The organism is Puribacter membranae (genome assembly GCF_055380425.1).
Window position 1 is genome coordinate 1683511 of sequence record NZ_AP040167.1, and the last position, 14472, is coordinate 1697982.

17 protein-coding genes are annotated in these 14472 nt (G+C 53.4%); all 17 read right to left on the bottom strand.

Annotated features, from left to right (window positions below; all coding sequences use genetic code 11):
- Positions 1-35 precede the first annotated feature (35 nt).
- The gene (gene hisF, locus ACZ41M_RS08130; protein WP_464731644.1) at positions 36-806 is read right to left on the bottom strand and encodes an imidazole glycerol phosphate synthase subunit HisF; all 771 of its coding nucleotides are present in this window, start codon (positions 804-806) and stop codon (positions 36-38) included.
- A complete protein-coding gene (hisA, locus tag ACZ41M_RS08135) occupies positions 806-1552 on the bottom strand; it encodes a 1-(5-phosphoribosyl)-5-[(5-phosphoribosylamino)methylideneamino]imidazole-4-carboxamide isomerase (protein ID WP_464731643.1) in 747 nt (248 codons plus the stop codon). Before hisA ends, hisF begins: the two co-directional genes overlap by 1 nt.
- Before the next feature lie 52 nt (positions 1553-1604).
- Positions 1605-2243 carry an imidazole glycerol phosphate synthase subunit HisH gene (gene hisH / locus ACZ41M_RS08140; RefSeq protein ID WP_464731642.1) on the bottom strand — a complete coding sequence of 213 codons (639 nt, stop codon included), beginning with the start codon at positions 2241-2243 and terminating at the stop codon, positions 1605-1607.
- A gap of 14 nt (positions 2244-2257) precedes the next feature.
- Complete coding sequence (locus ACZ41M_RS08145; RefSeq protein ID WP_464731641.1) at positions 2258-2881, bottom strand: MarC family protein; 624 nt, start codon at positions 2879-2881, stop codon at positions 2258-2260.
- Between the two features lie 6 nt (positions 2882-2887).
- Complete coding sequence (hisB, locus tag ACZ41M_RS08150; RefSeq protein ID WP_464731640.1) at positions 2888-3499, bottom strand: imidazoleglycerol-phosphate dehydratase HisB; 612 nt, start codon at positions 3497-3499, stop codon at positions 2888-2890.
- A 102-nt stretch (positions 3500-3601) separates the two neighbouring features.
- A complete protein-coding gene (hisC, locus tag ACZ41M_RS08155) occupies positions 3602-4708 on the bottom strand; it encodes a histidinol-phosphate transaminase (protein WP_464731639.1) in 1107 nt (368 codons plus the stop codon).
- Positions 4709-4861: 153 nt separating this feature from the next.
- Positions 4862-5356 carry a hypothetical protein gene (locus ACZ41M_RS08160; RefSeq protein WP_464731638.1) on the bottom strand — a complete coding sequence of 165 codons (495 nt, stop codon included), beginning with the start codon at positions 5354-5356 and terminating at the stop codon, positions 4862-4864.
- Positions 5349-6065 carry a DUF3800 domain-containing protein gene (locus ACZ41M_RS08165; RefSeq protein ID WP_464731637.1) on the bottom strand — a complete coding sequence of 239 codons (717 nt, stop codon included), beginning with the start codon at positions 6063-6065 and terminating at the stop codon, positions 5349-5351. The genes ACZ41M_RS08160 and ACZ41M_RS08165 overlap by 8 nt, the downstream gene beginning before the upstream one ends.
- Positions 6066-6113: 48 nt before the next feature.
- Positions 6114-7427 (bottom strand): histidinol dehydrogenase, encoded by a 1314-nt coding sequence (hisD, locus tag ACZ41M_RS08170; protein ID WP_464731636.1) that lies wholly within the window; start codon positions 7425-7427, stop codon positions 6114-6116.
- 25 nt (positions 7428-7452) lie between these two features.
- The gene (locus ACZ41M_RS08175; protein WP_464731635.1) at positions 7453-8127 is read right to left on the bottom strand and encodes a GNAT family N-acetyltransferase; all 675 of its coding nucleotides are present in this window, start codon (positions 8125-8127) and stop codon (positions 7453-7455) included.
- 17 nt (positions 8128-8144) lie between these two features.
- Positions 8145-8804: an ATP phosphoribosyltransferase gene (gene hisG / locus ACZ41M_RS08180; protein WP_464731634.1), complete on the bottom strand. Its 660-nt coding sequence runs from the start codon at positions 8802-8804 to the stop codon at positions 8145-8147.
- A gap of 136 nt (positions 8805-8940) precedes the next feature.
- Positions 8941-10275: a UDP-N-acetylglucosamine 1-carboxyvinyltransferase gene (gene murA / locus ACZ41M_RS08185; protein ID WP_464731633.1), complete on the bottom strand. Its 1335-nt coding sequence runs from the start codon at positions 10273-10275 to the stop codon at positions 8941-8943.
- A gap of 64 nt (positions 10276-10339) precedes the next feature.
- Positions 10340-10600 carry a BolA family protein gene (locus ACZ41M_RS08190; RefSeq protein WP_464731632.1) on the bottom strand — a complete coding sequence of 87 codons (261 nt, stop codon included), beginning with the start codon at positions 10598-10600 and terminating at the stop codon, positions 10340-10342.
- Positions 10601-10621: 21 nt separating this feature from the next.
- The gene (locus ACZ41M_RS08195) at positions 10622-11383 is read right to left on the bottom strand and encodes an ABC transporter permease (RefSeq protein WP_464731631.1); all 762 of its coding nucleotides are present in this window, start codon (positions 11381-11383) and stop codon (positions 10622-10624) included.
- On the bottom strand, positions 11380-12387 hold the full coding sequence (locus ACZ41M_RS08200; RefSeq protein WP_464731630.1) for an ABC transporter ATP-binding protein: 1008 nt from the start codon (positions 12385-12387) through the stop codon (positions 11380-11382). The genes ACZ41M_RS08195 and ACZ41M_RS08200 overlap by 4 nt, the downstream gene beginning before the upstream one ends.
- A gap of 231 nt (positions 12388-12618) precedes the next feature.
- The gene (locus ACZ41M_RS08205) at positions 12619-13191 is read right to left on the bottom strand and encodes an MlaC/ttg2D family ABC transporter substrate-binding protein (RefSeq protein ID WP_464731629.1); all 573 of its coding nucleotides are present in this window, start codon (positions 13189-13191) and stop codon (positions 12619-12621) included.
- 119 nt (positions 13192-13310) lie between these two features.
- Positions 13311-14444 carry an MlaA family lipoprotein gene (locus ACZ41M_RS08210; RefSeq protein ID WP_464731628.1) on the bottom strand — a complete coding sequence of 378 codons (1134 nt, stop codon included), beginning with the start codon at positions 14442-14444 and terminating at the stop codon, positions 13311-13313.
- Positions 14445-14472 lie beyond the last annotated feature (28 nt).

Genomic DNA, 14472 nt, shown 5'->3' on the forward strand with positions numbered 1-14472 from the left:
AACATAAAGTTATCATTCACTAACTTTATTGCTCATTACCGAACACAAATTCCCTGCTCGGCCATAAATGCCTTCGCTTCTTGCACCGTATAGGTGCCGAAGTGAAAAATACTCGCGGCCAACACCGCATCGGCGCGACCATCCTTAATCCCATCCACCAAATGCTGCAAATTGCCCACGCCACCGGAGGCAATCACCGGAATGCGCACCGCATCCGCTACCGCACGCGTCAATGCAAGGTCAAAGCCGCATTGCATACCATCGCGATCCATACTGGTGAGTAAAATCTCACCTGCGCCCAGCGCATCCATTTGCCGCGCCCATTCAATCGCATCAATACCCGTGCCCTTGCGCCCGCCATGCGTAAACACTTCCCAACGCGGGGCATCATCCGGCGAGCCAGCCACGCGCTTGGCATCAATTGCCACCACGATGCACTGCGAGCCGTATTTATCACTCGCATCCCTGACCAACTGCGGGTTAGCGACTGCGGACGAGTTCATCGACACCTTATCCGCGCCTGCATTGAGCAAACGCCGAACATCCTCAACCTTGCGCACGCCACCACCGACCGTCAGCGGAATAAACACTTCCGAGGCCACATCCTCGATGATGTGCAAAATCAAATCACGATCGTCCGAGGTCGCGGTGATGTCCAAAAAAGTCAGCTCATCCGCACCCTGCTCATTGTATCGGCGCGCGATTTCCACGGGATCACCCGCATCGCGCAAACCGACAAAGTTCACGCCCTTGACCACGCGACCGGCAGTCACGTCCAGACAGGGGATAATTCGTTTCGTTAACATTATGCCAAGCCCAATAGCTCATCCGCGCGCGCCTGCGCCGCTGCGAAATCCAAATCGCCTGAGTAAATCGCGCGACCGCAGATCACGCCCTCGATGCCTTCGTCGGTCACGGCGCAGAGGTTTTCAATATCCGCCATATTCGACAGGCCACCCGATGCGATCACCGGAATGGTCGAAGCCTGCGCCAATTTGACCGTCGCGTCGATGTTGATGCCTTGCAACATGCCATCCCGACCGATGTCGGTGTAGATGATCGAATTCACACCGTAGTCTTCGTATTTTTTCGCCAAATCGGTGACTTCGTGCTTGGTGATTTTGCTCCAGCCGTCGGTCGCCACTTTGCCGTCCTTCGCATCCAGTCCGACGATGATGTGGCCGCCAAAGGCAATGCATGCCTCTTGCAAAAAGCCGGGGTTTTTCACCGCCGCCGTACCGATGATGACGTAGCTGATGCCCATGTCGAGGTAACGTTCAATCGTTTCCAAATCACGAATGCCGCCGCCGATTTGCACCGGAATATCGTCGCCAACCGTGTCCAAAATCGCTCGAATCGCCGCTTTATTCACCGGTTTTCCGGCGAACGCACCATTCAGATCAACCAAATGCAGGCGACGCGCGCCTTGCGCCACCCAGTGCGCCGCCATTTGCTCCGGCGCATCGGAAAACACCGTCACGCGATCCATTTCGCCTTGTTGCAAACGCACGCATTGGCCGTCTTTGAGGTCGATGGCTGGGATCAACAACATATCTTTCTCTCTTTAAATCTATGGGTTAAAAATTCGCTACGTCGGAAATACGTTAAGGTTTCCAGCCCGCAAAATTGCGGTAAATCTGCAAGCCCAAATCACCACTTTTTTCTGGGTGAAACTGGGTCGCAAAAATATTCTCACGTGCCACCGCACAGGTGAATGGCGCACCATACACCGATTCGCCGACCGTCAAATCCGCGTCAAACGGATTCACGTAGTAGCTGTGCACAAAGTAGTAGTGCGTATTATCGGGGATATTCGCCCAGAGCGCATGTGGACGCGTTTGCTTGACCGTATTCCAGCCCATATGCGGCACTTTGAGCGGCGCACCGTTTTCATCGCGCGCATCGTCCACGCGAAACCGAACCACCTCACCGGCGAACCAGCCCAAGCCGTGCGAATTGCCCTCCTCCGCATGACCGAACAGCATTTGCTCACCAACACAAACGCCGAGCAGCGGTTTGTTTTTCGCACCTTCGCTCAAAGCGTCGAGCAAGCCACTGGCACGCAAATTCGCCATACATTCGGGCATCGCGCCCTGTCCGGGCAAAATGATGCGCTCCGCCGCACGTACCACCTCAGGCTCGTGCGTGATGCGCACATCGGCCTCGGGCTCTGCAGTTTTCATCGCCTGCGCCACACTGCGCAGATTGCCCATGCCGTAATCTAAAATTGCAATTAAATTCATACCACTCATTCACATCATTTGGCCAGCGCCGGAATCATCGTCGTCAATCCATCCACGATAAACTCCACCGCCACCGCCGCGACCAGCAAACCCATGATTCGCGTCGCAATATTAATCCCAATGCGTCCCAACGTGCGCGCGATCGGCTGCGCCATCTGCAAGGTCAGCCACACCAGCCCCGCGATCACCACGCCGCTGCCGATAATCACCGCATAATCCATCGTGCGTTTCGCATTGTGCGCCATCACAATCACGGTACTCATCGCACCCGGACCTGTGAGCAACGGAATGCCCAGCGGCACCACACCGATGGTGTGTTTATGCTCCGCCTCGTCGCGCTCCTCCAGCGTGGTGCGTGCGCCGCCGGGTTGCGCGTTCAACATATTCAACGCCATCAGTAAAATCAACAAACCGCCTGACACCTGCAAAGATGCCGTGGAAATCCCAAAAAACTTAATGATGTGCTCGCCCAGCAGCGCACACACCACAATCACCGCAACAACGGTCAATGATGCCGCACGAATCGCATTTTTCTTTTGCACCTTTGTAAAATCGTGCGTCAAGCTGATGAACATGGGCAATATACCCAGCGGGTTCACCAGCGCGATTAAGGCGACGAAAACTTTGAGATAATCCATGAATATTTACCCGACCAAAGTCCCTTTGGTTGAGGCGACCTGATCCGCCGCACGCGCGTCAATCGCCACCGCCATGCGCAACGCACGGCCGAACGCCTTAAACACCGTTTCGATCTGATGATGCGCATTCACACCACGCAGATTGTCGATGTGCAATGTAACCTGCGCGTGATTGACAAAACCGCGGAAAAACTCACCGGTCAAATCCACATCAAAATTCCCCACACGCGCACGCGTGTACGGTACGTGCAATTCCAGCCCCGGACGACCGGAAAAATCAATCACCACGCGCGAGAGCGCCTCATCCAGCGGCACATACGAGTGACCATAGCGCACCATGCCCTTTTTATCGCCGACCGCTTTCGCAAACGCCTGACCGAGCGCAATCCCGACATCCTCCACCGTGTGGTGGTCGTCAATATACGTGTCGCCCGTCGCCTTCACCGTCAAGTCCATCAAGCCGTGACGCACAATTTGATCCAACATATGATCCAAAAACGGCACTCCGGAGTCCAAATGCCCCACGCCCGTACCATCCAGATTCAACTCAACTTCAATCTGCGTCTCTGAAGTATTGCGCACCACATGCGCTGTGCGTTGGATTTGCGTTGCACCCATTTTTTCCCCCAATATCAATTCACTATTCATTCGCAGGGGCGCATGGCTGCGCCCCTATCTCTATCTATTACACGCCTGCGCTGAATGAAGCGCTGATCCTATTCACACCGACAACGACGCGAATAAAGCCGCCAGCATCGCCGCATTCTCCTGCGGCGTGCTGATCGTGATGCGCAGACAATTGTGCAGCAGCGGATGCGCCGCGCTCATATTCTTAATCAAAACGCCGCGCGCCTTCATCCCCGCGAATACCTGATCCGCACTCAACGTGTCATCCAAACGCACCAGCACAAAATTCGCCGCCGTCTCATACACGCGCAACTGCGGCAATTTCGCCAGCTCAGCGCACACCATCGCACGCTCGGCGCGAATCGCCGCCGCCTGCTCGTCTAACACATCCGCATGACGCAGCACAAAAGTCGCCGCCGTCTCGGTCAACACATTCACATTATACGGTGGACGCACCTTATCCAGCTCAGAAATCAACGCTGCACTGCCCGCCATATAACCCAGACGAATGCCCGCCAAGCCCAATTTACTCACCGTGCGCATCACCAGCAGATTCTCAAACTCTGCCAAAGCCGACATCCAAGTCGCCTGCGCGAACGGCTGATAAGCCTCATCCACCACCACGATGCTGTCGCGAGCCGCTGCAACCACGCGGCGCATGGCTGATTCGTCAAACAAATTCGCCGTCGGATTATTCGGGAACGGCAGATACACCAGCGCCGGATGGTGCTGCTCAATCGCCGCGATGAACGCCTCCGCATCCAGCGAAAAATCATCCGCATTCAGTGGTATTTCCACCACATTCAAATGATTGAACACGCCTGAGAGTTTGTACATCACAAAGCTCGGCGCAGGTGCGAGCACCGTCACAGCATCGGATAACTGCGCACCCTTTTTAGCAATCGCCTGCGATAGGATGGCAATCAACTCATCCGAGCCATTGCCCAACAAAATCTCTTTATCCGCCGGAATCTGCGCGTAGCGGCGCAATTCATCCTTGAGCGCCGTGTACGTCGGAATCGGATAACGATTCATCGCCACCTGCGCCAATTCCTGCGCCAACTGCGCCTTCAAATCATCCGGCAGGGTGTACGGATTCTCCATCGCATCCAGTTTAATCAAACCCGTCGCATCAGCAACGTGGTATGCGCCCATGGAGCGGATTTCGGGGCGGATGCGATAAACAAAAGAACTTATCATAAACTGATACTCTTCCTAAAATTCATAAATTTTCTTGAAATTTCAATATTTGACACAATCTTTGATTTGCAATAGAATGACGACAGCTCATCAACCACAAGTATCTTGGTAAGAGTTGAAGGAGTAACGGGGCCGTCCACTTTGTGGGCGGCTTCAGCCTTTTAATGCCCAGTATTGTTCATATTTACTCTTGAGTTTTTTACGTTGATGATTATACTCAACCAAATATGCTGTCCAAGGCAAGACGTAATCACCCCTATCTGCTACCACAAGAACATAACTAAAATCGGTTAACGATATTACAAAACGTTCTTCGCTCCCCCTCTTTTCCTTCCACCAGAATACTTCTGATGTTTGGTCAGGCTTTTTATTATCAAACTTTTCCATCATTACTTTAAGCCAAGAAATTCTTTCACAACGCCGAATATTTGGTATTCGATCTTCCTCAACATGCCCCTCGGAAATCATATGCCAAAAAGTAGCGCTTTTATTGTCATATTTCGGATGTTTCTTTAAAGAGACCCTTTGCCCTGTACTCCACTTTGGCTTGGTAACTTCAAAATCCTGATAGAACTGCGCATATATTTGTTCCAAATATTTTGGCCAATCACCGTTGAACTTTATTAACGCAGGAAGCCAATCATTCATAATCAGATTTCCCCTGCCGGCTTTGCCATTGAAATAAATTAAACTTCGACTCCTGCCTTAATGTAGAGCGATTTAAATCATATCTAGAACGTTGTTTTATGCGTTCAATTAGTCTATTCTTGGCTAAACTCGCAGATAAACCCCTATTTACGTACCCTACTGCACCTATTAATAAATCAGCAAGTTGTAGCTGTTCTACTGCATGCGATTCAATTACTTGAACTCTCTGGATAATATTCCGATCGAAATCATATTGACTATTACACAACACCTCATGTAATTTACAAACCTTGAACCCACTTCTTGTGTCCTTTTTATCCAAATAAATACGATAACTCGCTTCTGGATTAAGGATTGTATTAATCAAAAGAAACATCATTTTGTAATACCAATCATCGTGAGTTTGTGCAAACTCATCGTGTATTAATCCATTCTTATTTGCAATGACCGCACGAAAGAACAAATCATCATCATCAAAAAAATAATCCACCACATCTAAGTAAAACAATAGTTTGGTTTCCGATACTTTGTTCCATTTAATCTCAAAGTTAGCAGGTAACTTATGTTTCTGCTTAATTTCACGCAGACGTATTGAAATTTCTTTAGTCTTTTCTAATGGACACCGAATCAAACCCAGAGTCATGACCGGCGATTGGTCATTTAACAAATGTCCCGATTCATCGCAATAAATATTAAAAATTTTTGACATATTCTTGTCCTAATGATCTTTGGCTAGAAAGCAGAAAAGTTTACTCAATCAAGCCAACCGAAACTCCGCACTCCGCGCATGTGCGGTCAAGCCTTCGCCATGCGCCAGCGTGGAGGCGATTTGCCCGAGGGTTTGTGCGCCGGCTTCGGACACTTGGATCATCGAGGAGCGTTTTTGGAAGTCGTACACACCGAGCGGCGAGGAGAAGCGCGCCGTGCCGGAGGTCGGCAGGACGTGGTTCGGCCCTGCGCAGTAGTCGCCGAGTGACTCGGAGGTGTACGCGCCGATGAAGATCGCACCGGCGTGACGAATTTGCGCAGCGTAGACGTTGGCCTGCGCGCTATCGGCCACAGAGATTTCCAGATGCTCGGGTGCAATACGATTGGCGATTTCACATGCTTCGTTCATGTCACGCGTCTGAATCAGGATGCCGCGATTTTGCAATGAGGTACGGATGACTTCGGCGCGCGGCATTTCGGTAATCAGTCGGTCAATCGCGGCTTTGACCTGTTCGATGTAATCGGCGGACGGACTGAGCAAAATGGATTGCGCCAGTTCATCATGCTCGGCTTGCGAAAACAAGTCCATCGCCACCCAATCCGCCGGTGTAGAACCATCGGCAATCACGAGAATTTCGGACGGACCGGCGATCATGTCGATGCCGACCTGACCGAACACGCGACGCTTGGCTTCGGCGACAAAGGCGTTGCCCGGACCGACGATTTTATCCACGCGCGGCACGCTGCCCGTGCCGTAGGCGAGCGCAGCGACGGCCTGTGCGCCACCGATGGTGAATACGCGATTGACACCGGCGACGAACGCGGCAGCGAGTACCAATGGATTGCGCACGCCATCTGGTGTGGGCACAACCATGATGATGTCCTGCACGCCCGCGACATGCGCGGGAATGGCGTTCATCAATACAGACGAAGGATACGCGGCTTTTCCGCCCGGCACGTAGATGCCGACGCGATCGAGCGGGGTAACTTTTTGCCCCAGCACCGTGCCGTCAGCTTCGGTATACGACCACGATTGGCCGCTGGCTTGGTTCTGCGCGACGTGGTAGTCACGCACGCGCTGTGCAGCAGCGTGTAGTGCATTTTTTTGCGTGTCGTTCAATCCGTCAAACGCGGTTTTGAGATCATCCTGCGTAAGGGTGAGTTCGCTCATTGCGGACACGTTGACACGATCAAAACGGTTGGTGTACTCGATCACCGCCGCATCGCCACGCGCACGCACGGCGGCGATGATTTCGGTCACGGCGTTTTGTATGCCTGCGTCGGTGCTGTCGTCAAATGCGAGGCGCTGCGCGAGTGCCGTATCAAAATTGGCGTCCTGTGTGGACAAGGTTAAAACGTGCATGGCTTACTTTCAGTATTGCTGTTGATTATTTTGCTGTGTGCGCTGTATGTGCGGCGTGCGCGGCTTTATTCGCGCCGCGTTCTATGAGAAATTGTAAATTGCGTTTGACCGCTGGCCATTCGTTCGCCGTGATGGAGTAAACGGCGGTGTCGCGCACCAAGCCCTGCGGCCAAATCTGATGCGCGCGCAAAATACCGTCCAACTGTGCGCCAAGCCGTTCAATCGCGCGGCGACTGGCTTGGTTCAGCCGATGGGTGCGAAACTCCACCGCCAACATCGGTGCGCTGTCACGTTCAGGCCATTGCTCAAATGCGTATTGCAGCATGAGCAGCTTCACACGGGTGTTGAGCCCGGTGCGTTGCGCGCTTTTCGCGTACCACGTTGAGCCAATCTCTACGCGCTGATAGTCGGCGGCTTTGACGATGTTCATGAAGCTGGTCATACCCACCGGCACAAAGCCGTTTTCGGTACGCTGCTTGATGGTCAACGGTACCATGCTCTGTGCGGCGTACAGCCCCAAGCGACGCTCAATCTCGGCATCCATATGCTCAGGGCGCGGCACGCCGGTGTACCACAGTTGCCACAGTTCGCCATCGGCGCAGGCGGTCTGTAATGCAGCGCTGTGCTCGGGGCGCGTGAGTTCGAGACGCACGTGTTCATCGGCTAAAATATGCTGATTCCATGTGGTTTCGAGACTCATGATGCGCTCCTTGTGTTTTATGTCCGCTCGCTCACCGCCTGCTCAAACGCCTGCATCAGCGGGCGCAGACGCGCGGCTTTGAGTTTGAGTGAGGCTTGGTTGACAATCAGGCGCGAGGAGATGTCACAAACGTGTTCGACCTCAACGAGGTTGTTCGCACGCAGTGTGCCGCCGGTGCTGACCAGATCGACAATCGCGTCGCCCAGACCGACCAATGGGCCTAATTCCATCGAGCCGTAGAGTTTGATCAGATCGACGTAAACGCCTTTGGCGGCGAAATGTGCCTTCGCGGTTTCGATGTATTTGGTGACCACGCGCAGACGCGCTCCTTGCTTGACCGCCGCGTCATAATCAAAGCCATTTTGCACCGCGACCGACATGCGGCATTTGGCAATTTGCAGGTCAATCGGGCTGTACAAACCTTCCATGCCGGATTCGAGCAGGACGTCTTTGCCCGCCACGCCGAAATCTGCCGCGCCGTAGCGCACGTAGGTTGGCACATCAGAGGCGCGTACGATGAGCACCCGCAATTGCGGGTCGTTGGTCGGGATGATAAGTTTTCGGCTGGCTTCGGGAGCCTCCAGCACTTCAATGCCCGCCGCGCGCAGCATCGGCATGGTTTCCTCGAAAATACGTCCTTTGGACAACGCGAGCGTGAGCATGTTTGAATCGGTCATGATAATCACAAGATAAACAGGTCAGGATTCAAGCGTTTGCAAAACGCATCACCTCACCGTTTCATCCCTTACTCCTCTGTTTCATTTCTAATTTTAAAAGCACGGAAAAAGTAGCTTTTTACTTTTTCCGTATCGTTTAAATATCGTCTTCAGTCGCACCGGTGACGCGCTCGATGTTCGCGCCCACGGCGTTGAGTTTTTCTTCCATGCGCTCATAGCCGCGATCAAGGTGGTAAATGCGGTCAACGATGGTGGTGCCTTCGGCCACCAATCCGGCAATCACCAACGAGGCCGAGGCGCGCAAATCGGTGGCCATGACCACCGCACCGGAGAGTCTGTCCACGCCGTGCGTAATCGCGGTATTACCCTCGATTTCGATGTTCGCGCCAAGGCGGTTCATTTCCTGTACGTGCATGAAGCGGTTTTCAAAAATGGTTTCAGTCACGCGCGATGCGCCTTCCGCAATGGCGTTCACCGCCATAAATTGCGCCTGCATATCGGTGGCAAAACCCGGGTATTCGGTGGTGCGCAGATTGACCGGCTTCGGACGGCCTTCCATTTTCGCGCGGATCCAGTCTTTGCCGGTTTCAATCTGAACGCCCATTTCGCGCAGTTTGTCCAGCGTGGCATCCATGATGGTCGGGTCAACGTGGGTCAGGCGAATTTCACCGCCCGTCGCGGCCACGGCGCACAAGAAAGTTCCCGCTTCAATGCGGTCGGAGACAACGGTATGCGCCACGCTGTGCAGGCGCTCCACGCCGTCAATCACCAAGCGATGCGTGCCGATGCCGCTGATGCGCGCACCCATTTCGACCAACATATTGGCCAAATCGGTGACTTCCGGCTCGCACGCGGCATTTTCCAAAACCGTTTGTCCATGCGCCAACACCGCTGCCATCAGCAGGTTTTCCGTCCCCGTGACGGTAATCATGTCGGTGGTGATGCGTGCGCCCCCCATCAAGCGACCGCCCGCACCGTATTCGCCGGTCGGCTGGCCGTTTTCGTCCAGAATCGGTGCTTGCGCATGGATGTAGCCGTGTTCAATATTGATGCGCGCGCCCATCGCTTGCAAGCCTTTGATGTGTTGATCGACCGGACGCGCGCCAATCGCGCAGCCACCGGGCAAAGACACCCACGCTTCGCCAAAACGCGCGAGTAAAGGTCCTAACACCAAAATTGAGGCGCGCATGGTTTTGACCAAATCATAGGTCGCTTTGGTGCTGATCGAGCCATAAGCATGAACAGTGATTTTGTCATGCTCCAGCGGCGAGACGTCCACGCCCAGCTCGCGCAGCAATTTCATCGTCGTGCGAATATCGCGCAGATTCGGCACATTGCGCAATTGCACGGGATCTCCGGTCAACAGCGTCGCGCACATGATCGGCAGCGCCGCATTTTTTGCACCGCCCACGCGGATGTCGCCGTTCAAACGCAATTGTCCTGCTCCGCCGGTGATTTTGAGTTGTTCCATGTTTGATCCTGATTATGATGAGATTTGATGACGTTTTGATGTCTGCGCATGATGCGCCATTGAATTATTTCGCCTGCTCGGCCGACCACTCGTCAGGCGTGTAGGTTTTCATCGACAGCGCGTGAATCGGCGCGTCGCTGCCCAAAATTCGCTCGCCCAAAGTGGCGTATACCGCGCGTTGGCGCGCGATGGTGCGTTGACCGGCAAAGCTCGGCGAAACAATGGTGGCGTAAAAATGCCTGCCGTCGCCGTTCACCTCAATGTGGGTGCATTCCATACCGGCGGTGATGAATTCTTTAATCTGTTCGGGGGTTGGGTTTTCCATGAATACGGCTCCAAAATATCATTAATAACGAAGTTTATAGCCACGCGCCAGCAGTCCCATAACCATCGCCGAGACCCCCACCAACGCGAGCAAAACAATGCTCAAACTGAGCCACGGACTCACGTCCGACACGCCGAAAAAGCCGTAGCGAAAGCCGTCTATCATATAGAAAAACGGGTTCAAATGCGTGGCTTTTTGCCAAAAGCTCGGCAAGCTGTGAATCGAGTAAAACACGCCGGACAAGAAGGTTGCTGGCATGATGATGAAGTTCTGAAACGTCGCCAATTGATCGAATTTTTCCGCCCAAATACCTGCCAGCAGACCGAGCGTACCCAACAAGGCCGCACCCAGCACCAAAAATGTCAGCATCCAGCCCCAATGAGCCAAGCCGGAAATATTCACAAACCACATGGTACTGAGCAACACGCCCAAGCCAACGGCAATTCCGCGCACCACCGCCGCACTGACATAACCGACGAAAATCTGTATCGGACGCAACGGCGTGAGCAATAAAAACACCACGCTGCCCATGACTTTGGATTGAATCAAGGACGACGACGCATTGGCAAAAGCATTTTGCAGCACGCTCATCATAATCAAGCCTGGTACCAAAAATGCGGTGTACTCAACGCCTGCTGGCGAGGGCGCGCGCCCCGACAAAGCATGACCGAAAATCAGCAAATACAAAAACGCGGTCATCACCGGGGCCGCTACGGTCTGCACGCCGACTTTCCAGAAACGGCGAATTTCTTTTAAAAATAAGGTCCAAGTGGCGTACATCATTGACCTCCTTGCGCACTTTGTGACGCGTTTTGTGTCGGATTTTGCACAGGATTTTGTACCAAGCGCACAAACACATCCTCCAAATCCGCCTGCGTCACCGAGACATCTTCCAGCTCGCCGCCGGCGATGCGCACGCTCGCCAAGGCACTTTCAACCTGATCGGCGCTGTTGAGCGTAAAGCTCAAGCGCTTGTGCAATTGCGCCGGATCATCTGACGTGACTGCGCCGAACGCGGCAATCGCCTCCGGCAAGGCGCTCAAGCGAATGCCGTTGCGCAATTTGATGTGCAAACGCACGCCCGCCAACTGCTGCAACAGCGTCGAGGTGCGATCCAACGCGGCGATTTGCCCTTGCTTGAGAATCGCAATGCGCTCACACAACTGCTCGGCCTCTTCCAAATAATGTGTGGTCAGAATGATGGTGTGGCCTTCGCGGTGCAGACGCGATATAAACGCCCACAATGACTGGCGCAACTCCACATCTACGCCCGCCGTCGGCTCATCCAGAATGATGACTTTGGGACGATGTACCAAGGCTTGCGCCACCAGCACGCGGCGCTTCATGCCGCCGGACAAGGCGCGCATATTGGTGTCGGCTTTGTCGGTCAGACCGAGGTTTTCGAGCAGCTCGTCAATCCACGCATCATTGTTTTTGATACCAAAATAGCCCGATTGCCAACGCAAGGTTTCGCGAACGGTGAAAAACGGGTCGAACGATAATTCCTGCGGCACCACGCCGAGCACGCGACGCGCCTGTTGATAATCACTGACCACGTCGTGCCCCATGACGCTCGCGTGACCGGAGGTAGCGCGACTCAAGCCCGCCAAAATGCTGATCAGCGTGGTTTTACCCGCGCCGTTCGGTCCGAGCAGGCCGAAAAATTCGCCTTGCTTGACCTCAAAACTGACGTGATTGAGCGCCAAAACACCTTGATTCGCCCCTTGGCCTGAACTCTGGCTCGGGTAGTGTTTGACAATATTCGCGATCTGTATCGCTGGATTCATGATGTGCCTGATTTTTAACTTTTTAACAAGGTTGTATTATAAACGCAAATGCCCCTTACTTCCCCCTTTGATTTGCCTTTGCTTGTCCTTTGATCGCCCATTGATTGTCCTTTTAACCACCGATTGGGCGTAATTTTGCTGAGATTTCAACAACAGCAAATAAGACGGCAAACCATGCAAAAAAACCCACCGAAGTGGGTTTTGGAAACGTGCAAACCGCTATCCGGCCAATTATTTCGTTTTGGCTTTCAAATCAGCGATCAAGGCGGGTACACCACCTTTGTTCACCGCGTTTTTAAACTGACCGCGGTAGGTATTCGATACTTTGACGCCATTGATCGCCACGTCATACGCGCGCCAGCCGCCTTGGTTTTCCATGTAGTAAATGACGGTATCGGTCGAGCCGTTATTGTGCTTGACGATGGTTTTGACCTCGTTACCTTTGGCCGGATACACGTCAATCGCAGTCACAGTGTTGTTCACCAGCTTGCCCGAGTAGGTGCTGACGAAGTAGCGACGCATCACTTGCATCAATTCCTCTTGTTGCTGCGGCGTGGCTTTATTCCAAGCAGGACCGACGGCGCTGGCTGTCCAGCGGCGGAAATTGACTTTGGGCATGATGTTGGCATCAACATAGCTCGCCACCGCCGCTTTATTGCCGGATTTCAAACCGGAATTGGTGCGCAAATCCTTCAGAATTTGATTGCTCATACTGAAAATGACGTCATCCGCCGGCGCTGCCTGCGCCACTGATGCGCCCGCGCCCAAGGCGAGAAAGCCCATGATCATCACACTTTTTTTCATCCAACTCATTAATTTCATCTTTAACCTTTCTTTTTCCTGAAAAACATACTTTTTGCTCAGGTTGAGTGCTTGTTAACGCACCACCCAAAGCTTTCGTTGACTTTTGATGATGTACCCGATTATTGAATCACGGCCGAACGCGGTGCCAATTCGAGCTTACGTGGCACGTTGCCATCGTTGCGCTCATTGTAACTGCCATCCTCGTCCTTGATTTGCGCCAAACGCCGTTGCAGCCACGCGTCGCGCACCATCACATACGGATCCAGCGCGGACTGATCGACCACATCGGAGGCTTCCAATAAATTGGTGCGCGTATCGAGCATTTTATAACCTTGCAAACTGTTGCGCAGCGGTACATTGGTCACATAGCCGATCGGATTGGCCAAAAAATCCACGGGTTTGCTCAACGCATCACGCACGGTAGACGGTCCGAGCACAGGCAAAACCACATACGGTCCGGACGGTACGCCCCATACGGCCAAGGTTTGGCCAAAATCTTCTTGATGCTTCGGGATGCCCCATGCGCTCGCTACGTCAACACAACCGCCAATGCCCAAGGTGCTGTTGAGCAACAATCGCCCGATGTCTTGGAGCATCGCTTTCGGCTTGCCCTGCAACAAATTATTCACCGCAGTATACGGCTCGCCCAGATTGCTGAACATATTCGAGGCACACAAGCGCGGACCTTCCGGCACCAGCTTTTTATAGCCTTTGGCAATGGGTTTGACTGCGGCCTTATCCACCGCCTCGTTGAGCGCGTATACATTGCGGTTCATGCGCTCATACGGATCGGCGAACTCTTCGTCCATCACATCGGCTGTATCAGTTAAAACGTCCGTTGAGGTGTCAATGGCCGTATCCGTTGCGGCATCTGTTGCAGCATCTGTTGCGTTTTCCGCCGAGACAGCGGCTGCCGTTGCTTCTGTCGCCGTTTCTGTCACAGCCGCCGTGTTTGTAGCCTGCTGTGCAACGCCATCGTTCATCGCCACAAGAGCGGATGAATCAGCACCGGATTTGGGTGCATCCGCTGATGGCACGCTGACATCCTGCGTGGTCGCATTCAGCGCAAACGAAGCGGGCGGCGTGCTTTCTGCGGCATACACCTGTGTCAGTAATACATCGTTCGCCGCATGAGTGGCATTCGCCGCACTTGAGCCGACGGCCAACTGAGGTAACTCGTCGGCTTGCGCCACACCGCACAGAGCCAATCCCACCGCTAAGGTGAGCGCCGATAAAGGTTGTTTCGCGTTCATCATGACTCCTGATTATTGACTGCAGATG